Source organism: Halorubrum sp. B53 (genome assembly GCF_059752395.1).
In genome coordinates, this window is record NZ_MWTH01000005.1 from 96668 (window position 1) to 119099 (window position 22432).

Below are 22432 nucleotides of genomic sequence, written 5' to 3' on the forward strand. Positions count from 1 at the left end.
CTCGCGCGGCTCGACGACGACGGGACGATCGTCGGCGACGAGGAGCTGACCCGCCTGACCGCCGCCGTCGACGACCTCGACGCCGCGGTGTCGACCGCGGAGTCGGTCGCCGACGACCGCCTCCGGGAGGCGATCCGCGAGCGCGACGTGACCATCGAGGGGACCGACTTCCTCTCCTTAGTTGAGCAGGGCGCCCGCGTCGACTCGCTTCTTGACCGCGAGCTCGCCGACGAGTACGACGAGGCGATGGCCCGCGCCCGCGAGCACCTCGCCGACGCACTTCGCTTGGAGCCCGAGGAGGCGGAGCTCGCCGACCGCGTCTTCGGCGGCGACCCCTCGTTCCCGGTCGACCACGACGAGGGCGCCGTCTCGCGGCTCAAGACCGAGCTCTCGGCCGCGCGCGACCGGCGGGCCGCCCGGCTGAAGGCCGAGCTCGCGAGCGACCTCGGCGACCTCCGCGAGCCGGTGGAGACGCTCGTCCGGGACGCCCTCGAGCTTGACGTGGAGCTCGCGATCGCGCGGTTCGCCGACGACTTCGACTGCGTCATGCCCGAGGTGGTCGACCCCGGATCGCCCGACTCGGGCTTCCGCATCGAGGGCGGGCGCTCTCCCCTCCTCGACGTCGACTTCGCCGACGCCGAGCCGGTCGACTACGCCGTCTCCGGCGCGACGCTGCTCTCCGGCGTCAACTCCGGCGGGAAGACCTCGACGCTCGATTTGGTCGCCTTGGTCGTCGTGCTCGCGCAGATGGGGATGCCCGTCCCCGCCGCGTCGGCGACGGTCGAACGCTTCGAGGAGGTCCACTACTACGCCAAATCGCAGGGCACCCTCGACGCGGGCGCGTTCGAGGCGACCCTCCGCGACTTCGGCGACCTCGTCGAGGGCGCGGACGGTCGGCTCGTGTTGGTCGACGAGCTGGAGTCTATCACCGAGCCCGGCGCCTCCGCGAAGATCATCGCGGGCATCCTCGAGGCGCTCGACGGGCAGGACGCGACGGCAGTCTTCGTCTCCCACCTCGCCCGCGAGATCCGCGACGCGGCCGACTTCGACGTCGCCGTCGACGGCATCGAGGCCGAGGGGCTCGTCGACGGCGAGCTGCGGGTGAACCGGTCGCCGCGGAAGGGTCACCTCGCGCGGTCGACGCCGGAGCTCATCGTCGAGAAGCTCGCCGGCGACCGCGACACGGAGTTCTACGGGGACTTACTGGAGAAGTTCTGAGACGGGGGCGCCCCGTCGGCGGCTCTCCCGGTCCCAGCCGCCGCCCTCAGTCGGCGTCGCGCTCGGCCGTGACCGTGATCTCGACGTCGAGCGGCGCGGGGAGCCGCGACACCTCCACGCAGGTCCGCGCCGGGTACGGCTCCGAGAGGAACGCCCGGTACGCCTCGTTGACCGCGTCGTAGTCGTCCATGTCGGTGAGGTAGACGGTCGCCGACACGATCGCGTCCGGGCTCGTCCCGGCCGCCTCCAGTATCGCGGCGACGTTTTCGAGCGTCTGCGTCGTCTGTGCGGCCACGGAGTCGGGCGCCTCGCCGGTGTCGGGGTCTACGCCCGTCTTCCCCGAGACGTGGACCGTGTCACCCGAGACGATCCCCTGCGAGTACGGTCCGAGGGCCTCCGGCACGTCGTCTGTCGTTATCTCTCGCATCGCTCGGAGCGACGGCGTGCCGGGGTATCAAGGTGCGGGTCGCTCACGGGCGCGGGTCGCCTCGACACGTACCACGAGCAGGACGCCCCGCGCGGCCGACGCCCCTCAGTCGTCGTCCGCGGCCGCGGGCTTCCGGCGGTCGTCGCGCGGCCCCGTGATGTCGACGTCGGGGAGCAGGTCGCGCAGGTACCGCCCGGTGTGCGAATCCTCCTCGCGGGCGACTTCCTCCGGCGTCCCGCTGGCGACGAGCTCGCCGCCGCCCTCGCCGCCCTCGGGGCCGAGGTCGACGATGCGGTCGGCGTTCTTCACCAAGTCGAGCTCGTGCTCGATGACGACCACGGTGTTGCCGCCGTCGACGAGGCGGTGGAGCACGTCGATCAGCTTGCGCTCGTCCTCCTTGTGGAGCCCCGTCGTCGGCTCGTCGAGCAGGTAGAGGGTGTCGCCCGTCGCCTTCTTCCCGAGCTCCTCGGCGAGCTTCACGCGCTGGGCCTCGCCGCCGGAGAGCGTGGTGGAAGGCTGGCCGAGCTCCATGTAGCCGAGCCCCACATCCTTTAAGAGCTTCAGGCGGCGCTGGAGCCCCTGGTGGCTCTCGAAGAAGTCGTACGCCTCGTCGACGCTCATGTCGAGCACGTCCGAGATGGTCGCGCCCTTATAAGTGACGTCGAGCGTCTCGTCGTTGTACCGGGCCCCGCCGCACTGCTCGCAGGGGACGTACACGTCCGAGAGGAAGTTCATCTCGATCTTCACGGTCCCCTGCCCGCCGCACTCCTCGCAGCGCCCGCCCTTCACGTTGAACGAGAAGCGGCCCTTCTCGTAGCCGCGGCGCTTCGCGAGCTTGGTCTCCGCGAACAGCTCGCGGACGTAGTCGAACACGTCCGTGTACGTCGCGGGGTTCGACCGGGGCGTCCGGCCGATCGGCGACTGGTCGATGAGTCGCACCGTCTCGATCCCCTCGGTCCCCTCGATCGCGTCGTGCTCGCCGGGGTCGACCGAGGTGTTGTCGTTCATCTTCCGGGCGAGGCCCTTATAAAGAACGTCGTGGACCAGCGTCGACTTCCCGGAGCCGGAGACGCCCGTGACGGTCGTCAGCGTGCCGAGGGGGATCGACACGTCGAGGTCCGTGAGGTTGTGCTGGCGGGCGCCCCGCACCGTCAGCTCGCCGTCCGGCTCGCGGCGCTCCTCGGGGACCGGGATCTCCCTGCGGCCCGCGAGGTAGTCGGCGGTTACCGACTCGTCGGCCGCGACGATGTCGTCGAAGTCGCCCTGCGCGACCACCTCGCCGCCGCGCTTGCCGGGGCCGGGTCCCATGTCGATGATCTCGTCGGCCCGGCGCATCGTCTCCTCGTCGTGCTCGACGACGACGAGGGTGTTGCCGAGGTCCCGAAGTCCGGTGAGCGTGTCGAGCAGACGGTCGTTGTCGCGCTGGTGGAGCCCGATCGACGGCTCGTCGAGCACGTACAGCACGCCGACGAGCCCGGAGCCGACCTGGGTCGCGAGCCGGATGCGCTGGCTCTCGCCGCCCGAGAGCGTCGACGCCTCGCGGTCGAGCGTGAGGTACTCTAAGCCGACCTCCTCCATGAAGCCGAGCCGCGCGCGGATCTCTTTTAAAATCTCCTCGGCGATCGTCGTGTCGCGCTCACCGAGCCGCGCCTCCATCCCCTCGAAGTGCGCGCGGGCGTCGGCGATCGACATCCGGTTCACCTCGGTGATCGGCGTGCCGTCGACGAGGACGTGCCGCGACTGCTCTTTGAGGCGGGTGCCCTCGCACTCCGGGCACGTGGTGACGGCCATGAACTCCTCGATGTGGTCGCGGGCGCGCTCGGAGTCGGTCTCGACGTGACGGCGCTCCAGGTTCGGGATGACGCCCTCGAACCGCTCCGTCTTCTCGCGGGTGCCGTTCTTGGTGGTCCACTCGAAGTGGACGAGGTCGTCGGTGCCGTAGAGGAACTGCCGCCGAATCGCCTCGTCGAGCTCCTCGAAGGGCGTCTCCAGCGAGACGCCGAAGTGGTCGGCGACGTTGTCGAGCTGGCGGGAGTAGTAGGTGCGGTCGTAGCTCCACGGCTCGAACACGTGCTTGAGCGGTTTGGAGGGGTCAGAGATTACGAGGTCCTCGTCGACCTCCTTGGTGGAGCCGATCCCCTCGCACTCGGAACAGGCGCCGTACGGGCTGTTGAAGGAGAACGAGCGCGTCTCGATCTCGGAGAACTGGAAGTCGGAGTTGGGGTTGCCGAGCTCCTCGGAGAACTCCACTATCAGTCGGTCGTCGCCGTCGGCGTCCTCAGCGAGCGACCCGGTCGATCGGGTGTTGGAGGCGAACGGGACGTCTTCGGGCGGGTCCGGGACGATCAGCTTGAGCGCGCCGCCGGCCTCCTCCAAGGCGGTCTCGACGGAGTCGGTGATCCGCGAGCGGGCGTCGGGCGAGACGGTCACGCGGTCGACGATCACGTCGATCGTGTGGTCGTAGTTCTGGTCGAGCTCGGGGTCGTCGAGCGTCAGGTCGACGGGCTCGCCGTCGACCTCGACGCGGGCGTACCCGTCCGAGACCAGCTCCTCGAACAGCTCCTCGAAGGCGCCCTTCTGGTCGCGCACGACCGGCGCGGCGATCTTCGCGCGGGTCCCCTCGGGCAGTTCGAGGATCTGTTTCACCATGTCCTGGGCGGACTGCTCGCCCACCTCCTCGCCGGTGACGGGGTCGTACTGGGTACCGATCCGGGCGTACAGCAGCCGGAGGTAGTCGTGTAGCTCGGTGACGGTTCCCACGGTCGAGCGGGGGTTGTTCGCGGCGTTCTTCTGGTCGATGGAGATCGCGGGCGAGAGCCCCTCGACGGCCTCCACCTGCGGCTTGTCCATCTGCCCGAGGAAGTTACGGGCGTACGCCGACAGCGACTCGATGTACCGGCGCTGCCCCTCGGCGTACACCGTGTCGAACGCGAGCGACGACTTCCCCGACCCGGAGAGCCCGGTGACGACGGTGAACTCCTCGCGCGGGATCCGGACGTCGAGGTCCTTGAGGTTGTGTTCCTCGGCGCCGCGGACCTCGATGTAGTCCTTGCTCATTTCGTCCGCTCATAGCGTGCGCGCGCGGGAATACTCGTCGGTCCCCCGGGGGAATCACCGCCGCCGGTCGTCCGATCCCCTCAGCGCCGTTCCCTCAGCGCCCGATCCCTTCAGCGCCCGATGACCTTCGAGGGCGGTGAGAGGTTCCGACGCCCGCCGAACGTGACGAGGAACAGGAGGCCGACGCCGACCCCGTACGCCGCCATCAGCGGGAGCGTCGCGAGGAGCATCGTGATCACGTCCGCGGGGGTGAACACGGCGGCGAACAGCATGATCCCGACGGTGACTTCGCGCCAGCGGGTCCGGAACACGTCGTACGGGACGCCGGCGTTGTTCAGGAGGACCATGGCGATCGGGATGTCCGCGAGGAACCCGAGCCCGATCGTCGTGTAGATGACGAGCCAGAGGAAGTCGCTCACCTGGTAGGTGATGATCATGTCCGCGAGCCGCGCGTCGGTCACGAGCCAGCCGATGAGCCCCGGCGCGACGTAGGCGTAGCCGAGCGCGAAGCCGCCGATCAGCCCGCCGAACAGCGCGCCCGTCCAGAGGTACACCTGGGTGACCCGCCCGGCGACGAAGCCGCGCTCGCGCAGGGCCGGCCACGCGTAGTAGAGCACGACCGGGAACACCGCGACGATCCCGAGCAGGATCGAGAACTTCACCATGAAGATCAGCGCCTCGACGGGGTGGAGCGTGATGATGTTAATCCCGCCCTCGATCTCCGCCGGGACGCGCCGTTCGAGGTCGTTTCGCACCGTCGCCAGCCCCCCGAGGTACAGCCACGTGAACGCGGCCGCCATCACGGCGCCGAAGACGGCGACGAGCCGGAACGACCGCGACCGCAGCGAGTCGAAGATGAACTTGACGTCCGTGTAGTAGCCGCCGATGTCGTCCTCGGCCGCCTCCTCCTCGCCGTCGGTGAGCTCGGAGAGGAACGTCGAGCTCGCGCGGGAGGTCCGGTCCTGCATCGTGCCCATCAGCCCGCCCTGGTCGCCCGCGCCGCCGGACCCGCCGGAGCCGCTCGCGCCCGCGTCACCGGTTCCGTCGCCGTCCTCGCTTCCGGCCGCTCCGTCGCCGCCCTCGTTCACCTCGTCGAAGCGGTCGAGGATCGCCTGCGCCCGTTCCGGATCGTCGTCGTCGATCGCGGCCTGCGCGAGCGCGAGCGACTCCTCCTCGCCCATCTCCGCGAAGGCGTCGTCGGGGGCGGCCCGCACGCCGGCGGCGTCGAGCTCGCTCACGTCGATGGCCGCCGGGTCGCCGTACTGGTACCCCGCGCTCGTCGTGTCGAGGTCGGCGTAAACGGCCCACAGCGTCGCGACGGCGACGAACGCCAGCGCCCACACGGCGGCGTATATCCCGGCGGCGGTCGCGGGGTCGACGCCCAGGCCGGCGCCCGGCTCGAGGAACCGCCAGTCGCTGTTGGCCAGCCGGAGGAGGTCGTTGAACGCGGTCCGGCCGCCGTACTCGTAGAAGGCGTACACGAGCCCGCCGCCGAGGACGGCCGCGCCGCCGACGACGTTCCAGTGGTTCCGGACCGCGCCGAGCACGTCGATGCGGTCGGAGCTCCGCTGGGCCGTCACGACGAGCTTCGCGAGGTAGAGGCTGAAGCCGTACAAGGCGATCAGCGGGAACGCCCACATCAGCTGTGTGAACGGGTCCGGCGGCGAGAACACCGCGCCGAAGACGAAGATGGCGACGACCGCGTAGCGCCACTTGTCGCGGAACGTCTCGTACTGAACGATTCCCGAGTACGAGAGCCCGGTGATGAGGAGGGGCATCTGCCCGGCGAGCCCGAAGGAAAGCGAGAGGAAGACGATGAACTCCGTCCACATGACGATGGAGTAGGTGGGCTGGATCCCGGCCTCCAGCCCGAAGCCGGCCAGGAAGGAGAACATGATCGGGAAGAACGCGTAGATCCCGTAGCCGACGCCGACGGTGAACAGGCCGCCGCCGAGGAGTCCGACCCCCGCGAGCTTCCAGCGCGGGATCGGCGACTGCGGCCACGCGCCGCGGGCGCGGAGCTCGTCGCGCGAGACGTAGATCAGGGGCGGAATCGCGACGATCGCGCCGACGATCAGCCCGATCTTCGCCTGCAGGAGGATCACCTCGAACGGGGTGGTCGCGATGACGTCGGCCTCGGCGGCGACCGCGGGAGACATGTTCGACTTCGTGACGGTGTAGAGGAACTCCCAGACGTACATACGGAGCGCCCAGAACGTCGCGAGGAATCCCAGCAGGAAGACGACGAACACCTTTTGGAGGTCTTTCTGGATCGACCGGAGGAACGCCTTCGCCGACTCGCGTCCCTCCGCGAGCGACTGCTGGGTATCCTCGTCGAGGGCACTCGCCATAGGGGAGTGGAAGTCCGTCCCCGTTATCAACCTTTTCTACCCGTCGCGTGCGGTGCGGCACCCGGTTCCTCTCGGCTCTATCCGAAAAGGCCTATAGTCGCCCGGTTGCGAACGTGAAGTGAATGGACGACTCGGACCGGTCCCGCGACGAGCCATCGGCCCCCGAGGACGACTCGGTCGCCGACGACGCCGCCAGCGACGGCGGCGGCACCGACGCGGATGGGGACGAGCCGGACTCCGTCGGCACCGACTCCGTCGACTCCGAGGTGTCGCCGGAGGTCACGCCCGAAGTCGGCGACGTCGCCGACGACGAGGCCGCCGAGGCTTCTTCCGCGGACGACGGCGGGGACGGCGACGCTGACGACGATCCGAGGGTACCGGACGACAGCGACCCGAGCGCACCGGCCGAGGGCGAGTCGACCGAGAGCCTCGGCGACGGCGGGACGCCGGCGACGGCCGAGGACGCGGCCGCCGGAACCGTCGAGGACGCGACGATCGCGGACGACGGCACGACCGACGACTCCTTCGAGGGGTTAGAGGCGCCCGAGTCGGACGAGGAGATGCCGCTCGCGGCCCACATCGAGGAGATGATGCGGCGGCTCGCGGTCGTCTTCCTCTTCGGCGGGCTCGCGACGCTCGTCGTGGTGACGGAGTCGACGGAGCTGATCAACTACTTCTGGAGCTACCACATCCCCGAGCCGACGATGAATCGCCCGCGGCTGTACGGGCCCCTCGAACTCCCGCTCACCCGGCTGAAGGTCGCCGGGCTCGCGGGCGTCGTCGTGGGACTCCCGGCGTTCGTCTACCAGACCTACCGGTTCATGAAGCCCGGGCTCTACGAGAACGAGCGGCGCTACTACCTCGCGGCGGTCCCGACGAGCCTCGTGCTCGGCGGCATCGGCATCGCGTTCGCCCACTTCCTCGTGTTGCCCGCGATCTTCTCGTACTTCACCACCTACACCTCCGACGCCGCGACGATCGCCTTCGGGCTCGCGGAGACGTTCAACCTGATCGTCATCATGCTCGCGTTCATGGCGATCGTCTTCCAGATCCCGCTGTTCATCATGCTCGCGATCATGATGAACCTCGTCACCCGCCAGTGGCTGGAGGCGAAGCGCCTGCTGTTCTGGGGGGCGTTCCTCGGGATCGCGTTCCTCTTCAGCCCCGACCCGACCGGGATGGCGCCCATCATCGTGACGCTCACGATGATCGTCCTGTACGAGGGGACGCTGGCGATCCTGCGCTGGACCGGGAACTAGATCCGGTCTCCGTCGGTTGTTTATAAGTGGTCGACCGCGGAGTGCCGGTGAACGCTTCCGAAGCCCCAGCCGCTCGTTTATAAACCGTTGCCGGTGGATCCGCGACGGACTCCGCCAAATCCCCAGCCGCTCGTTTATAAATAGTTGACCGCGGATCGGCGACGAACCCCTCCAAAGCCCCAGTCGCGAGGGCGACGTACGCTCGCTGTGCTCCTCGGTCGCACACTGCGTTCGCTCCCTGCGGTGCTTGCGTCGCCTACGTCGCCCTCGCGACTGCCCCTTTGAGTCCCACCCGGACCGCACCGCAACCGCACCTCACACCTCCCCAGCCTCGTCGGCCTCCCTTCGGTCGGCCGACTCCCTCGCGCGTGCGACTCGCGGCCTCCGCTTCGCTCCGGCCGCTCGCAGGCACGCGCCGCCGCGCCGCCGATACGCATTAGTCCGGAGGGAGCGATCGGCTCGGGATGGTCCTCGGTCTCGTCGTTCCGGCCGCGATCTCGTTCGTGTTCGCCGCGATCGCGGCGGACGTGGGTGCCCTCCGCGCGCTGGAGGTGTATTTCGACCCGAATCAGGACAGCGTCTTTCTTATGGACGACCGCGAGCCGCCGAACCGTCGGTGAGGTCGCGGCGGTTCCGGATCGGTCCCGCCCGCGGTGCCCTCACGCCCCGCCGAGCAGTTCGACGAGCAGCGCGTTCTGCGCGTGCATCCGGTTTTCGGCCTGGTCCCAGACGAGGGCGCGGTCGGATTCGAGTACGTCGTCGGTGACCTCCTCGCCGCGGTGCGCGGGCAGGCAGTGCATCACCTTCGCGTCGGTGTCGGCGAGCAGGTCCGCGTTCACCTGAAACCCGTCGAAGGCGGCGAGCTTCTCCTCGCGCTGGTCTTCCTGCCCCATCGAGATCCACACGTCGGTGTAGACGACGTCGGCGCCCTCGATCGCGGTCTCTGGGTCCGTCGTCGGCGCCACGTCCGCGCCGAACTCGGCGGCGCGGTCGAAGACGGCGGGGTCCATCCCGTAGTCGGCGGGGGTGGCGACCTGCACGTCGACGCCGGCCATCGCCGCGCCGACGACGAACGACTGCCCGACGTTGTTGCCGTCGCCGACCCACGCGACCGTGGCGTCCTCGCCGACCGTCTCGCGGATGGTGAGCAGGTCGGCGAGCGTCTGGCACGGGTGCGCCTCGTCCGTGAGCCCGTTGATGACGGGGCAGTCGGCGTACTCGGCGAGCGTCTCGACGTCGGCGTGGTCGAACAGCCGGGCCATCACGCCGTCGACGTACCGGCCGAGCACGCGCGCGGTGTCCTTCAGCGGCTCTCCGTGGCCCAGTTGGATGTCGTCGGGGCCGAGGAACATCGCGTGGCCGCCGAGCCGCGTCATCCCCGTCTCGAAGGAGACCCGGGTGCGCGTCGAGGGCTTCTCGAAGATCATCCCGAGCGTCGCGTCGCTCAGTCGGGGGTCGGTCTCGCCCGCCTTCATCGCGGCGGCGCGGTCGAGCAGCGCGTCCAGTTCGGCGGGCGTCACGTCGTCGATGTCGAGGAAGTCGTCGGTGGCGAGTGGCATCGTGTGTGGTGTGTTGGTGTGGTTCGTGGTGTCGTTCGAAAACAGATGCGTTGCGGGTCGGTGACGGGACGGGACGCTACAGTCGCTCGCGACAGACGTCGGTCAGGACGCTCACGGCGCGGTCCAGCTCGGAGAGCGGGAGCCGCTCGTCGGGCGCGTGGTCCAGATCGGAGTTCCCGGGGCCGTAGGTGACCATCGGGCAGTCCCACGCGGCCGCGAAGAGGTTCATGTCGCTCGTTCCGGTCTTCCGGAGCAGGCGCACGTCGCCGCCGGCGCCGCGGATCGCGACGCGGAACGCCCGCGCCAGGCCGGTCCGGGGGCTCTCCATCACGGGGGGCATCGGGTCGCCCCAGTGCACCGACCCGGTCGAGAGCTCCGCCTCCGCGAGCTCGTGGATCTCGTCGACCGGGCGAGACGGCGGGACCCGCAGCTGGACGTCCATCGTCGTCTCCACGGCGAGCCCGTCGTCGCTCAGCCCGCCGTCGATCGAGATGGGCTTCGTCGTCACCTGGTCGAACACCGCGGTCTCCGGGTCCTCGGGGGTGAACGCCTCCTCGACGCCGTGCCACCAGTCGATCGCGTGCTGGATCGCGTTCGGCTCCGGCCGCGAGGAGTGGCCCGACTCGCTCGTGTTCACGTACGTCCCCTCCAGCAGGCCGCGGTAGCCGAGGGTGATCCCGGTCCAGCCGGAGGGCTCGCCGTTGATCACCGCGTCCGGCGCGTCGCGGTCGCCGATGAGGTGGCGCGCGCCGCCGGAGTCGACCTCCTCGCGGACGACGCCCGCGAAGGAGACGCCCGTCTTCACCGCCGCGACCGCCATCGAGACCAGCGGTCCCGTCGCGTCGACCGCCCCGCGACCCCACAGCACGGGCTCGCCGGGCTCGCCGACGCGGACGTCGGACGGTTCGGGCAGCTCTCCCTCGGGGGGCGCCGACCGCACCTCGACCGGGATGTCGCCCGGGACCGTGTCGACGTGCGAGGTCAGGAGGACGGCGTCGTCGGCCGGCGCGCGGACGTTCCCGACCTCGTCGACCCACGCCTCCCGGCCGTTCGCCTCGAAGAAGTCGACGAGCCGCTCGGCCGCCCGCTCCTCCTCGCCCGACGGCGAGGGGATCGACACCATGTCGTACAGCAGCTTCCGGGCGGGCGTGTCGCAGGCCGCGGGGTAGCCGCCGCCGGCGACGACATCGCCAGCGGACTGCTCGGCCGCCGCGTCCTCGGCCTCCGGCTCCGCGTCGCTCTCGCGTCCCTTCCCGGTCGCCATCACCCGATCACCTCCGCGAGGGCGTCGACGACCCTATCGGCGTGCTCGCGCTCTATCGTCAGCGGCGGGAGCAGGCGCAGCACGGTCCGACCCGCCGGCAGCGCGAGGATCTGGTGATCGATCGCGAGGTCGCGCAGCAGGCGGTTCGAGCCGCGCTTCACCTCGACCCCGATCATCAGGCCGTCGCCGCGCACGTCGCGGACGTCGTCGCCGAGGCGCTCCTCGATCTGCCCGCGGAGGTACGCGCCGACCTCGGCGGCGTGGCTCGGGAGCCCCTCGCGCTCGATGACGTCGAGCGTGGCGCCCGCGGCAGCCGACACCACGGGACCCCCCGAGAACGTCGAGCCGTGATTGCCGGCGTCCTCGGCGATCCAGTCGCGACACAGCGTCGCGCCGATCGGGAGCCCGCTGCCGAGCCCCTTCGCGGTCGTGAGGACGTCCGGGACCACGTCGTGCTTGTCGGCCGCCCACAGCGACCCCGTGCGGCCGAGCCCGGTCTGGATCTCGTCCAGTATCATCGCCGCGCCCGACGTCGCCGTCGCGACGCGAACCGCCTGCAGGTACTCGGTGTCGACGGGGTTGATCCCGCCCTCGCCCTGCAAGGGTTCGAGGATCACCGCCGCGGTCTCGTCGTCGACGGCCTCGCGCATCGCGTCGGCGTCGCCGTACTCGACGAACTCCACGCCGCCCGCGAGCGGCTCGAACCCCTCCTTGTACTTCTGCTTCCAAGTGGTCGCGAGCGCGCCCATCGTCCGGCCGTGGAACCCCTGCGTCGTCGCGACGATCTTCTCACGGCCCGTCGCGTGCCGGGCGAACTTCAGCGCGGCCTCGTTGGCCTCCGTGCCGGAGTTACAGAGCCAGACGTTGTCGACGTCGACCGGGCCGGCCTCGGAGAGCCGCTCGTACAGCGCCGTCCGCGCCGCGTGCGGGTACGACGCCTGCACGTACATGAGCTCCTCCAGCTGGCTCGTCGCGGCGTCGACGACCTCGGGGTGACAGTGGCCGACGGGCGTGCAGGCGTAGCTCGCGCCGAAGTCGAGGTATCCGGTCCCGTTGGTGTCCGTGACGTGGACGCCGTCACCGGAGGCGATCTCGATCGGCTTCTCGGAGAAGACGAAGCCGCTCACGCCGTCTCACCTCCGGTCTCGGCCTGTTCTGCAACTGCAGAGCGCATCATGGTCGTCCCCTCGCCGCCGAGCGCGGCGACGATGGGGTCGCCGACGTTGGCGTCGGCGACGACGACGCGCCCGGAGCCGCCCGAGAGCGCCTCTTTCGCGGCCATCACCTTCTTGCTCATGAACCCCTCGGCGGCGTCCTCGACCGCCGCGAGCCCGTCGGGCGTCGCCGCCGACTCGATGCGCGTGTCGGGGTCGTCCGGGTCGGCGTAGACGCCCGCCACGTCCGTGAGGAGCACGAGGTCGGCGCCGAGCGCGCCGGCGACCGCGGCGGCCGCCCGGTCGGCGTCCGCGTTGACCGGCGTGACGCCGCCGTCGCTCTCCTTCCCCTCCATGGGGGGCGAGACGACGGGCGTGTAGCCGTCGTCGAGCAGCCCGGAGAGGAGGTCGGCGTTCACCGATTCGATCCGCCCGGAGTGTTCGCCGCGGCGGATCTTCTTCTTGCCGTCCTCGACCACGCGGACCGCCGACTTGCGGGGCCCCGAGAGGAGCCCGCCGTCGACGCCGGAGAGGCCGACCGCGTCGACGCCGGCCTCGCGGAACAGCGCCGTCAGCTCGGTGTTGAGCTTGCCGGCCATCGCCATCGTGAACGCCTCCATCGCCTCGGCGTCGGTGAACCGCCCCGTGACGCCGGAGGCGGACTCGACGTACTCCGGCTCCATGCCGAGCCGCTCGATCGTCTCGTCGACGACAGTCGAGCCGCCGTGGACGACGACGACCTCGCGCCCATCGGCGACGAGGCGAGCGACGTCGCCGACCGCGCCGGCCGGGTCGACCGCCTTCGCGCCGCCGATCTTGACGACGACCGGGGGCTCGTCGGCGGGCTCGTCTCCGCTCATGGCGATCCCACCGGGTGGAGTCCCTGGAATTCGAGCCCGGCGGTCTCGGGCAGCCCGAGCGCGACGTTCGCCGCGTGGACCGCCTGTCCGGCCGATCCCTTGGTCATGTTGTCGATGGCCGAGAAGACGACCACCCGGCGGTTGCCGGGGTCGAGCTCGAAGCCGACCTCGCCGTGGTTCGTGCCGGCGACCGACTTCGGCTCGGGGTAGCGGTAGACGCCGCCCCCGCCGGAGACGATCCGCATGAACGGCTCGTCGGCGTACGCGCCGCGGTACGCTTTCCACAGGTCCCCCTTCGAGACGGGCTCGTCGGGGAAGACGTGGCAGGTCGCGCTCGCGCCGCGCACCATGTCGACCGCGTGCACCGTGAAGGAGACGTCGAGCCCGAGGTACGCCTCGATCTCCGCCTCGTGGCGGTGCCCGGTCGGGGCGTACGGGCGCACGACGCCCGAACGCTCCGGGTGCGAGGAGGCCGCGCCGCCGCCGGCGCCGCCCTCCGAGGAGCCGACCTTCACGTCGACGACGACCTCGCCCGCGTCGGGGCCGAGCGCGCCGGCGTCCACGAGCGGCTTCAGTCCGAGGATCGTCGCCGTCGCGTTGCAGCCCCCGCCGGCGATCAGGTCGGCGCCGGGGAGATTCTCGCGGTTGATCTCGGGGAGCGCGTACTCCGCGCGCTCTAAGTACTCCGGCGACTCGTGGCCGTCGTACCACTCGTCGTAGGCGTCGGCCTCGGGCAGCCGGAAGTCCGCCGAGAGGTCGACGACCGTGTCGGCGACCTCGAAGTACTCGTCGACCCGCCCCATCGAGACGCCGTGCGGCGTCGCCGAGAAGAGGACGTCGACAGACTCCAGGTCGTCGGGGTCGGAGAAGCGCAGGTCGAGCCCGCGCAGGTTCGGGTGCGACCGGCCGACCGTCATGTTGTCGGCCGACCGCGACGTGGCCTGCACCACGTCGAACGCGGGGTGACCGGCGAGGATCCGCAACAGTTCGCCGCCGGTGAAGCCGGTGCCGCCGACGACGCTGGCGGTGTACGTCTCCGCGGGCGTCGCGTCGTCGCCCGTGTCGTCGGCGCTCATGTGTGCGCCTCCGCGGCGTCGTCAGCGTTCTCCACCTTCGCCTCCAGCCAGTCGACGACCCTCGCCGGAACGTCGACATCGGTGGCCGAGTCGAGCGCCTTGAACTCGACCGTGTGGTTCACCTCGTGGACGGTGTACTCGCCGGAGTCGGTGCCGCCCACCTCCATCAGGTCGACGCCGAGCATGCCGCCGCCGACCGCGTCGGAGGCGCGCTCGACCAGCTCTCTCGCCCGGTCGTCGAGCTCGAACGACTCCGTCTCGCCGCCCTTCGCGGCGTTCGTGAGCCAGTGGTCGGAGGTGCGCGTCATCGCGGCGATCGGCTCGCCGTCGACCGCCAGCGCGCGGATGTCGCGGCCGGGCTTGTCGACGAACTCCTGCACGTAGAACACCTTGTGCTCGTAGTGGCCGAGCGTCTCCTTGTGCTCTAAGATCGCCTCGGCCGCGTCCCGGGTGTCGATCTTCGCCATCAGCCGACCCCACGAGCCGACGACCGGCTTGAGCACGCAGGGGTAGCCGAACGACTCGATCGCCTCCAGCGCGGCCTCCTTGGTGAACGAGACCTCGGTCGCCGGGGTCGGAATGTCGGCGTTCGCGAGCGCGAGAGAGTTCTTCGCCTTGTCGGCGCAGACGTCGCCCGTCTCCGGGGCGTTCACCACCGGAACGCCGTAGCTGTCGAGGAACCGCGTCGCGTACAGCGACCGGCTCGTCGACAGGCAGCGGTCGACGACGAGATCGAGGTCCTCGACGTCCGCCGTCGTCGACTCCAGGCCGAACCGCTCCTTGCGGACGTCGATCTTCTCGACCTCGTGGCCGCGGTCGCGGAGCTCGTTGAGCAGGAGCTTCTCGTCTTTCCGGATCCGGGAGTAGAGGATCCCTACGTGCATGTCGACCACTCGCGAGTCGCGGTCGTGGCGGTGGTCGCCATCTACTCGCCCCAGTCCTCCTCGAGCTCGGGCGCCTCCTCCAGCGTGACGGGGTCCAGCGAGATGACCTCCAGCTCGGTCCCGGTGACCGGGCTGTCGATGATCTCGCCGACCTCGACGTCGGCCGGAAGCTCGATCTCCTCGCCCGTGATCGGGTCCTCTGCCAGCAGCGTGTCGGTGTCGCTCGTCATCGTACCAAGCACTCGGCCACGAACGGTCATAAAGGCTTCGAACTTGTTGGGTAGTTTACATAAAACGGATCGGCCGCTAACGGAAGCAGTTCGACGAAATCGCGCCGTATCGAGATCGGATGTCAGATCCCGGTAGTAATTGTGTCCCCCTTACGGGGACGGTCGTCGACGTCGGTCGGGCCGACGTCGATCGGGTCGACATCGACCGGACCGACGTCGGTTCGACCGGTGCCGATCGAGCGGGCGACCGCCGCGCGGTCGCGGCTCAGACATAGCTCTCGACCTCCGCGTCCAGCGCCTCGCTCGCGGCGGCGAGCGCGTCGCGCGCCGCCGTCAGCGCCTCGTCGTCCGCGCCGATCCGGGCCTCGACGGCGTCGAGCTCGCCGGTGACCGCCTCGGGGGCCGGTCCCCCGGCGGAGTCGCGGCTCGCCACGCTGGCGGCCGGGTCGAGCGCCGACTCTACGTCTCCGCGGCTCACGTACGCGGAGAGGGGCTCGCCCGTCACGTTCCGAGCGGCCTCGTCAACTTTTGCGGCCGCCGCGGCCGGCGAATCGTCGTCCTCGACCGCCTCCGCGGCCGTCGCGACGATCTCGTGGGCCGTCCGGAACGGCATCCCGCCCATCGCGAGCAGGTCGGCGACGCCCGTCGCCGTCGAGAACCCGTCGCCCGCGGCGGCCGCAAGCGTCGCCTCGTCCCAGTCGGCGGTCGCGACCGCGCCGGCGGCGACCTCGGTCGCCTCCCGCACGTCGCCCGCGATCTCGAACACGCCCGCGTGGGCGCGCTGGAGGTCGCGGTTGTACGCGCGGGGGAGCCCCTTGAGCAGACTCAGCGTGCCCGTCGCCTCGCCGATCGCGTCACCGGCGACGCCGCGGGTCAGCTCCAGCGTGTCCGGGTTCTTCTTCTGGGGCATGATCGAGGAGGTGGAGGCGTACGCGTCCGACAGCTCCACGAACCCCTTGTTCGAGAAGAGGATGAGGTCCTCCGCGAGCCCCGACAGCGTCGTCGCGAGCGTGGCGCACGCGGTCGCGCCCTCCGCGAGGAAGTCGCGCGCCGACGCCGCGTCCGTCGAGTTCCGGACCGTCCCGTCGAACCCGAGCAGCGCCGCGGTGCGGTCGCGATCGATGTCGAACGGCGTCCCCGCGAACGCCGCTGCGCCGAGCGGCGACCGGTTGACCCGGTCGTACGCGTCGAGCAGGCGCTCCGTGTCGCGGGCGACTCCGCCCTCGTACGACAGCAGGTAGTGCGCGACCGTCGTCGGCTGAGCCGGCTGGAGGTGCGTGTAGCCGGGCATCACGGTCTCCGTGTGCTCGCTTGCGACCTCCACGAGCGCCTCGCGGAGTGCAACCGTGGCCTCGGCGGCCGCGAGCAGGTCCTCGCGCAGCCGGTACCGGATGCAGGTCGCCACCTCGTCGTTGCGCGAGCGGGCGGTGTGCATCCGCCCGCCGTCCGGACCGATCCGGTCGATGACGGCCGTCTCGATCGCCTCGTGGACGTCCTCGCCGTCGGACAGGTCGCCGTGGCCGGCGGCCTCCACGTCGTCGAGCGCCGCGAGGATCTCGCCCGCGACCGCGCCGTCGACGATCCCCCGTTCGGCGAGCATCACCGTGTGCGCGCGGTCGACCGCGAGGTCGGCCTCGAAGATGGCCGCGTCGGCCGCGAGGCTCGACAGGAACTCGCGGGCGGGGCCCCCGCTGAAGCGGTCGCGGCGCACGGCGGTGCCGCTCTCAGCGGGCTCGTCGCCCGCGCTCGCATCGGCGTCCGCCCCCGTACCGGGGTCGTCGTCGGTCATCTACTCCTCGTCGGTCTCGTCGTCGGTTCCGCTCCCGTCCGTGGCCAGTTCGGGCTTCGACACCGCCGCCTTCACGTCGTTGGCGAGGCGCTCCTGGAGCCCGTGGTACTTCGCGACGCCCGTGGCGTCCTCCTGCGCGATGCCGGCGACGTCCTCGGTGTTGAACGAGGCCATCTCCTCGGAGTAGACGGCGTACTCGGAGTCGCGGGCGACGACGCGGCAGTTGCCGCCGGAGACCTTCACGGTCGCGGTGCCGGTCACCACGTCCTGGGTCTCGTCGACGAACGCGTTCAGCGCGTCGACGACGGGGGCGAACACGAGCCCCTGGTACGCCTTCTCGGACCACTCCTGCTCGATCCCCTTCTTGAACGAGCGCTCGTTCTTGGTCAAGACGAGGTCCTCGAGCGCCTGGTGGGCCGTCAGCAGGACGGTCGCGGCCGGGTGCTCGTAGTTCTCGCGCACCTTCAGCCCGAGCATGCGGTCCTCCATCACGTCGGTGCGGCCGATGCCGTAGCCGCCGGCGTACTCGTTGAGGTGCTGGATGAGCGGGACGGGGTCCATCGCCTCGCCGTCGACGGCGACCGGGACGCCCGCCTCGAAGGTCACCTCGATGGTGGTCTCGCCCTCGGGCTCGGCGGTCCACTCGTAGATGTCCTCCGGCGGCTCGTAGTTCGGGTCCTCCAGCTTGCCGCCCTCGACCGCGCGCGACCAGATGTTCTCGTCGATGGACCAGACGCCGCCGTCGCCGGCCTCGACGGGCAGGTCCTTCTCGGCGGCGTAGTCGATCTCCCACTCGCGGGTGAGCCCGAGCTCGCGGACGGGCGCGATGACTTCGAGGTCGGAGCCGCGCCAGACGGCCTCGAACCGGAGCTGGTCGTTCCCCTTCCCCGTGCAGCCGTGCGCGATGGCGTCACAGCCCTGCTCCTCGGCGACGCCGAGGATCGCCTCGGCGATGACGGGGCGCGCGAGCGCGGTCCCGAGCGGGTAGCCCTGGTACGTCGCGTTCGTCTTCACCGCGTCGAAACACAGCTCCGCGAACTCCGCTTTCGCGTCGACGACGTGGAGGTCGAGCCCGAGGGCGTCGGCGGTCTCCTCCGCCTCGTCGAACTCCTCGGTCGGCTGCCCGACGTCGACGTTGACGCCGATGACCTCGTCGTAGCCGTACTCCTCTTTCAACAGCGGCACGCAGACTGTGGTGTCGAGTCCCCCACTGAACGCGAGTGCAACGGTTGCCATTACCGGTGTAAAATGGACTCTACCCCTTAAATTCACCGCTTTAGATATTGCATAAAAACGGCGGCGGCGACGCTCGCGGAGGACGTAGCTGTCACTCTACGAGACGAAACGGCGCGAACGCGACGAGGGAATGAAGATTACTGGCCCGAGGGGGCCCGTCGTCGCGCCGCGCCGGAAGCCGGTCGCGGCGGTCGGACGCCTCGTCGCGGTCGCGGGGCTCGTCGGCCTCGGAAAAGGGCGGCGTCGAGACGAGCCTCCGCGTTCATCACCTGTACCTACCCGAGTTTCGGTATAAAAACATTCCGCAACGGCGCTGTGACCCCCTCTCGATTCCGCGTTTTACCGGATGATCGGTTATAAGCGATCGTCGGCGTCGCTCAGATCGCTTCCCGATACGCCTCCAGCGTCCGCTCAACGTCCTCCTCCGTGTGCGCGTACGAGGTGAACTGGCACTCGAACTGGTTCGCGGTGAGGAACACGCCCCGCTCTTTCATCTCCTGCCAGAACACCCGCTCCCAGCGGTCGGTGGCGGCGTCGGCGACGTCGGCGCCCGTCTTCGGACAGCTGTCGTACCGGGCGCAGTCGGGGTCCTGCCGACAGCCGCCGGCGCAGCAGGCGTCCGAGTCGTCGGGCGCGTCACGCGTGAAGACCGTCTTGAACATCGAGTCGGTGCCGACGACGGTGTACTCCGGCGCGCGCTCCGCGCAGATCTCGGCCATCCCCTCGCGGAGCTTCCGCCCGAGACGGTTGACGTGCTCGTACACGTCGTTCTCGGCGGCGTACTCCAGTCCGGCCTTCCCGGCCGCCATCGTCACCGGGTGTCCCGAGAAGGTGCCGGACTGGAACACGTCGCCGGCGGGCGTGAACTCCTCGATGATATCCGCCCGCCCGCCGATCGCGCCGACCGGGAACCCGCCGCCGATGATCTTCCCGAAGGTGGTGACGTCGGGCGTGACGCCGAACTTCGACTGCGCGCAGCCGAGGCCGCCGACGCGGAACCCGGTGATCACCTCGTCGAAGACCAGGAGGGCGCCGTGGTCGTCACACAGCTCCCGGAGCGTCTCGTGGTAGCCGTCCACGGGCATCACGATCCCCATGTTGGCGAGGATCGGCTCGACGAGGACGGCGGCGATCTCGTCGCCGTGCTCCTCGAACACCGCTTTTGCGGCCTCCGGGTCGTTGAACGGGATCGGGAGGGTGTGCTCGGCGAACTCCTCGGGGATCCCGGCCGTCGACGGGTGCGCGTCCCCCGGCGACCCCTCGACGAGCGTCGACTCCTGCGCGCCGTGGTAACCCCCCTGCATGACGACGATCTTGTCGCGGTCGGTGTGACCGCGCGCCAGCCGCACCGCGGACACAGTCGCCTCCGTCCCCGAGTTGACGAACCGGATCGACTCGACGCTCGGGACGTGGCGCGCCACGAACTCGGCGTACTCGACCTCGATCTCGGTCGGCGCGCCGTACATCGGCCCCTCCGCGACGTGCGACTGGACCGCCGCCTCGACCGGGTCGGGCAGGTCGTGGCCGTACAGCAGCGGGCCGTACCCCATCACCCAGTCGACGTACCGGTTGCCGTCGGCGTCGATGACGTGGCCGCCGTCCCCGCGCTCGACGAAGAAGGGGTGCGGCATCGTCGCCCGGACGGAGGAGTTGACCCCGCCGGGCATCACCGACAGCGCGCGGTCGTACAGCCCGCGGGAGCGCTCGTGGTTCATGCCCAGCGGTTGGGCCGGAGGGGTGAAAGTAGTTGCCGACCGGCGGCGAGACCGTCGTCTGATCGCCGGGGTTCGCTCCGGGTCCTGTGCCGACGAGCACTGCGGCTCGGCGCCGCGGCGTCACGGAAAAATCTCGCGTCGAGATCGGTCGTCCGGTGCTCCGAGAGCTCGGTCGTCGGTGCCCGCGCCGACTTACACGGCCTCCGGGCCGGTCGTGCCGGTGCGGACCTGCAGCGCGTCCTCGACCGGCATGATGAACACCTTGCCGTCGCCGGGCTCGCCGGTCTTCGCGGCGTCGGCGATCGCGTCCGCGACCTCGTCGGCCGGGATGTCGGCGACGACGACCTCGACTTTCACCTTCTGGTGGAGGTCGACCGTGAACTCCTCGCCGCGCCACTGGCCCTTCTTCGCGGGCTGGCTCCCGCGGCCGGAGACGTTCGTCACGGTGAGCGAGGGCGCGTTGATCTCCGCGAGCGACTGCTTGATGGCCCCGAGCTTGTCGGGGCGGACGACCGCGGTGACCATCTTGATCTGCGAGCCCGCCTCCTCGCCGCCGTCGGCGCGCGGGGAGCCCTCGGTGGTGTCGACGACGGACGGACCGCCGTCGGTCGCGACGCGGTCGCCGCCGAACTCGGGGTAGGTCTCGACGCCGTGCTCGGAGATGTCGAGGCCCTCCTGTTCGTGCTCCGCGGTGACGCGCGCCTCGCCGCTCACCTTGAGGACGTACCAGACGGCCGCGGTCGCGGTGAGCGTCCAGCCGCCGATGATGACGACGCCGGTCAGCTGGGCGATGAAGTGGGCACCGATACTGCTACTCAGAGCGCCCGGGGCGGCGACGAACGGGAACAGCAGCGTCCCCAGCACGCCGGCACTGCCGTGGACCGGGAACACCGCGCAGACGTCGTCGATCTTGAGCGTGTCCGAGACGAACTCGAAGACGATCGGGAGCTGCGCGCCGGCGAGGCCGCCGACGACTAAGGCGCCCCACCACGCCGTGGTGTCCGGAATCGCGGTGATGCCGACCAGTCCGGCGAGCAGGCCGTTGGCGACGTAGAGCGTGTCGACCTTGCCGGTCTTCAGCCACACGACGAGGGCGGCGCCGATCCCGCCGGCCGCCATCGCGATCGTCGTCCCCATCGCGACGAGGTTGACGGTCAGCGTGTTGAACATCCCGCCGCTGACCACGGAGGCCGTCCCGACGTTGAAGCCGTACCAGCCGAACGCCAGGATGAGCGTCCCGAGGACGGCGAAGGTCAGCGAGTGGCCGGGGATGACGTTCGTCGAGCCGTCCTCCGCGTAGCGGTCCATCCGCGGACCGAGGACGGCGGCCGCGGTGAGCCCCGCGATGCCGCCCATGCCGTGGACGATCATCCCGCCGGCGAAGTCGTGGAACGCGGTGCCGGTCAGCTGCGCGACGAGCCCGTCGCCCGAGGCCGACCAGGTGAACGCGATGACCATCGGGTAGATCACGGCGGCCAGCAGGAACGTGTAGGTGACGTACGCGCGGAGCTTCGCGCGGCCGGCGACAGCGCCGGACACGATGGTCGCGGCCGTCATGGCGAACACTGCGCCGTAGAGCCAGTTGACGTACGGGCCGACCGCGCCGGACTCGACGGCGAGCTCGCCGCCGGAGAACAGCGTCCCGGCCGCGGAGACGGGGCCGCCGGAGCCGCTCATCACGCTGGTGAACGCCGTCCCGATCAGGAAGAACACCGTCACTCCGACGCTCCACGTCAGGAGGTTCTTCGTCAGCTGGTTGGCGACGTTCTTCGAGCGCACCTGCCCGGCTTCGAGCATGGCGAAGCCCGCGTGCATGAAGAAAATCAGGAACGTCACCATGAGGATCCACGTCCCGTTCATCGCGGACGCGAACGTGCTCGGATCGACCGTCGCGACGAGGCCGGTCGTCACGCTCCGACCACCTCAACTAAACATACGTCCTTCGAATCGCGCATTTCGTTCGTGTTCATGTGCTGAATCACGTTTCGACAGCGGGGAACAAGAATATATAAACGTTAGAGTTGAGTTTCACAAAAAGTAGATTTGATAATACCGCGGATGTCCGATATAAGGACGGATACATGGTGTATAAGGACATATTTCTGAGGAAGATTCCGCAATCCTTGCGATCAAACCGGACGGACGTTTTGTAAGTAAGTTGTCAGTACCTCCCGGATCGACCGATCTCGGGTCGCGCGGCGCCGGGCGCGGTGGCTGCTGGCGAATCTTGCCACGCCTGTTAGCGGCCGGATCCCGCGTTGCGGCGGTATACGGCCGAGATCGGCCGTTCTCGGCTTTCCGGGAGAAAATTTACGTTCGTCAACCGGATCTGCGGTCCCGGACGCGATCCGGG

At 69.9% G+C, this 22432-nt stretch carries 17 protein-coding genes; 3 read left to right on the top strand and 14 right to left on the bottom strand.

The genetic code is table 11. The features are described 5' to 3' along the window. A partial coding sequence (locus B4V06_RS03955) for a MutS-related protein (RefSeq protein ID WP_498167596.1) occupies positions 1-1218 on the top strand: 1218 nt, incomplete at its 5' end. A gap of 46 nt (positions 1219-1264) precedes the next feature. Here B4V06_RS03955 and B4V06_RS03960 read toward each other — a convergent pair. The 3 genes from B4V06_RS03960 to tatC (B4V06_RS03970) form a co-directional block, all read right to left on the bottom strand. Beyond that, the gene (locus tag B4V06_RS03960) at positions 1265-1645 is read right to left on the bottom strand and encodes a RidA family protein (RefSeq protein WP_123113506.1); all 381 of its coding nucleotides are present in this window, start codon (positions 1643-1645) and stop codon (positions 1265-1267) included. 105 nt (positions 1646-1750) lie between these two features. Next, positions 1751-4702, bottom strand: coding sequence for an excinuclease ABC subunit UvrA (uvrA, locus tag B4V06_RS03965; RefSeq protein ID WP_123113505.1), 2952 nt, complete (start codon positions 4700-4702; stop codon positions 1751-1753). A 110-nt stretch (positions 4703-4812) separates the two neighbouring features. Next, positions 4813-7053: a twin-arginine translocase subunit TatC gene (tatC, locus tag B4V06_RS03970; protein ID WP_498167600.1), complete on the bottom strand. Its 2241-nt coding sequence runs from the start codon at positions 7051-7053 to the stop codon at positions 4813-4815. Positions 7054-7175: 122 nt separating this feature from the next. On the opposite strand from tatC (B4V06_RS03970), the gene tatC (B4V06_RS03975) reads away from it, so the two are divergent. Both tatC (B4V06_RS03975) and B4V06_RS03980 read left to right on the top strand, forming a co-directional pair. Next, positions 7176-8312: a twin-arginine translocase subunit TatC gene (gene tatC, locus B4V06_RS03975; RefSeq protein ID WP_123113503.1), complete on the top strand. Its 1137-nt coding sequence runs from the start codon at positions 7176-7178 to the stop codon at positions 8310-8312. A gap of 464 nt (positions 8313-8776) precedes the next feature. After that, positions 8777-8932, top strand: a complete 156-nt coding sequence (locus B4V06_RS03980) for a hypothetical protein (RefSeq protein WP_498167604.1) — start codon at positions 8777-8779, stop codon at positions 8930-8932. A gap of 39 nt (positions 8933-8971) precedes the next feature. Here B4V06_RS03980 and argF read toward each other — a convergent pair whose 3' ends face one another. The 11 genes from argF to B4V06_RS04035 form a co-directional block, all read right to left on the bottom strand. Continuing rightward, a complete protein-coding gene (argF, locus tag B4V06_RS03985) occupies positions 8972-9871 on the bottom strand; it encodes an ornithine carbamoyltransferase (RefSeq protein WP_498167607.1) in 900 nt (299 codons plus the stop codon). Between the two features lie 76 nt (positions 9872-9947). After that, the gene (locus B4V06_RS03990) at positions 9948-11135 is read right to left on the bottom strand and encodes a [LysW]-lysine hydrolase (protein WP_123113500.1); all 1188 of its coding nucleotides are present in this window, start codon (positions 11133-11135) and stop codon (positions 9948-9950) included. Beyond that, positions 11135-12262, bottom strand: a complete 1128-nt coding sequence (locus B4V06_RS03995; RefSeq protein ID WP_123113499.1) for an aspartate aminotransferase family protein — start codon at positions 12260-12262, stop codon at positions 11135-11137. The genes B4V06_RS03990 and B4V06_RS03995 overlap by 1 nt, the downstream gene beginning before the upstream one ends. Next, a complete protein-coding gene (locus B4V06_RS04000) occupies positions 12259-13149 on the bottom strand; it encodes an acetylglutamate/acetylaminoadipate kinase (RefSeq protein WP_498167611.1) in 891 nt (296 codons plus the stop codon). The genes B4V06_RS03995 and B4V06_RS04000 overlap by 4 nt, the downstream gene beginning before the upstream one ends. Further along, on the bottom strand, positions 13146-14225 hold the full coding sequence (gene argC / locus B4V06_RS04005) for an N-acetyl-gamma-glutamyl-phosphate reductase (protein WP_123113497.1): 1080 nt from the start codon (positions 14223-14225) through the stop codon (positions 13146-13148). The genes B4V06_RS04000 and argC overlap by 4 nt, the downstream gene beginning before the upstream one ends. Continuing rightward, positions 14222-15109, bottom strand: a complete 888-nt coding sequence (gene lysX, locus B4V06_RS04010; protein ID WP_498167615.1) for a lysine biosynthesis protein LysX — start codon at positions 15107-15109, stop codon at positions 14222-14224. The genes argC and lysX overlap by 4 nt, the downstream gene beginning before the upstream one ends. A 41-nt stretch (positions 15110-15150) precedes the next feature. Further along, positions 15151-15339 (bottom strand): lysine biosynthesis protein LysW, encoded by a 189-nt coding sequence (lysW, locus tag B4V06_RS04015; RefSeq protein WP_123113496.1) that lies wholly within the window; start codon positions 15337-15339, stop codon positions 15151-15153. Between the two features lie 265 nt (positions 15340-15604). After that, entirely contained in the window at positions 15605-17128 is a 1524-nt protein-coding gene (gene argH, locus B4V06_RS04020) for an argininosuccinate lyase (protein ID WP_498167618.1), read from the bottom strand. Continuing rightward, positions 17129-18364, bottom strand: a complete 1236-nt coding sequence (locus tag B4V06_RS04025) for an argininosuccinate synthase (protein WP_498167621.1) — start codon at positions 18362-18364, stop codon at positions 17129-17131. It abuts the gene before it with no gap. Between the two features lie 377 nt (positions 18365-18741). Next, positions 18742-20079, bottom strand: coding sequence for a glutamate-1-semialdehyde 2,1-aminomutase (gene hemL / locus B4V06_RS04030; RefSeq protein WP_123113494.1), 1338 nt, complete (start codon positions 20077-20079; stop codon positions 18742-18744). Positions 20080-20271: 192 nt separating this feature from the next. Further along, positions 20272-21939: an ammonium transporter gene (locus tag B4V06_RS04035; protein WP_123114889.1), complete on the bottom strand. Its 1668-nt coding sequence runs from the start codon at positions 21937-21939 to the stop codon at positions 20272-20274. Positions 21940-22432 lie beyond the last annotated feature (493 nt).

Bases quoted from the DNA above. Each gene is read 5' to 3' on its own strand.
- uvrA (WP_123113505.1), bottom strand. From the start codon at position 4,702: ATGAGCAAGGACTACATCGAGGTCCGCGGCGCCGAGGAACACAACCTC.
- B4V06_RS03990 (WP_123113500.1), bottom strand. From the start codon at position 11,135: ATGGCGACCGGGAAGGGACGCGAGAGCGACGCGGAGCCGGAGGCCGAG.
- lysW (WP_123113496.1), bottom strand. From the start codon at position 15,339: ATGACGAGCGACACCGACACGCTGCTGGCAGAGGACCCGATCACGGGC.
- B4V06_RS04000 (WP_498167611.1), bottom strand. From the start codon at position 13,149: ATGAGCGGAGACGAGCCCGCCGACGAGCCCCCGGTCGTCGTCAAGATC.
- argC (WP_123113497.1), bottom strand. From the start codon at position 14,225: ATGAGCGCCGACGACACGGGCGACGACGCGACGCCCGCGGAGACGTAC.
- hemL (WP_123113494.1), bottom strand. From the start codon at position 20,079: ATGAACCACGAGCGCTCCCGCGGGCTGTACGACCGCGCGCTGTCGGTG.
- argF (WP_498167607.1), bottom strand. From the start codon at position 9,871: ATGCCACTCGCCACCGACGACTTCCTCGACATCGACGACGTGACGCCC.
- B4V06_RS04025 (WP_498167621.1), bottom strand. From the start codon at position 18,364: ATGGCAACCGTTGCACTCGCGTTCAGTGGGGGACTCGACACCACAGTC.
- B4V06_RS03960 (WP_123113506.1), bottom strand. From the start codon at position 1,645: ATGCGAGAGATAACGACAGACGACGTGCCGGAGGCCCTCGGACCGTAC.
- B4V06_RS04035 (WP_123114889.1), bottom strand. From the start codon at position 21,939: ATGAACGGGACGTGGATCCTCATGGTGACGTTCCTGATTTTCTTCATG.
- lysX (WP_498167615.1), bottom strand. From the start codon at position 15,109: ATGCACGTAGGGATCCTCTACTCCCGGATCCGGAAAGACGAGAAGCTC.
- tatC (WP_123113503.1), top strand. From the start codon at position 7,176: ATGGACGACTCGGACCGGTCCCGCGACGAGCCATCGGCCCCCGAGGAC.
- tatC (WP_498167600.1), bottom strand. From the start codon at position 7,053: ATGGCGAGTGCCCTCGACGAGGATACCCAGCAGTCGCTCGCGGAGGGA.
- argH (WP_498167618.1), bottom strand. From the start codon at position 17,128: ATGACCGACGACGACCCCGGTACGGGGGCGGACGCCGATGCGAGCGCG.
- B4V06_RS03980 (WP_498167604.1), top strand. From the start codon at position 8,777: ATGGTCCTCGGTCTCGTCGTTCCGGCCGCGATCTCGTTCGTGTTCGCC.